This window comes from Bacteroides sp. 519 (genome assembly GCF_010500955.1).
Lineage (GTDB): Bacteria > Bacteroidota > Bacteroidia > Bacteroidales > Bacteroidaceae > Bacteroides.
Genome location: NZ_QVMJ01000099.1, coordinates 1 through 331, shown reverse-complemented (window position 1 = coordinate 331; position 331 = coordinate 1). Strand labels below are relative to the sequence as shown.

Genomic DNA, 331 nt, shown 5'->3' with positions numbered 1-331 from the left:
GAAAACCCTGAAAGACGAGTTAATAAAGTTGGATAGGGAAATTCAGCTCTCACTTACTCCAATCAGTGAAACTGAAGGACAAGCGGAAACTGTACCTGAAAAAGCTTACCTACGATAAAGCTCCTGCAATTGTAGAATTTGTATCTCCATATACTAAAACCCAATCAGGATTCTCCTTAATTAATATTTCTTCGATTTTCTCGAAGTATCTCCAGCCAATGAGTTTGCCTATACTTTTGCCGACATGAGTGTTGTTGATCGGAGCTATAATCTTTGGATTATCGGTAGCCTCAACAGCTAAAGACGTACGTCCGTGGAAAGACTTGTTGAA

Annotated in this window: 1 pseudogene; it reads right to left on the bottom strand. The window is 39.3% G+C overall.

Going from position 1 to position 331, the window contains the following annotated elements:
- Positions 1–112 precede the first annotated feature (112 nt).
- Positions 113–331, bottom strand: a pseudogene (locus tag D0T85_RS22620) (UDP-N-acetylglucosamine 2-epimerase); the annotation flags it as partial.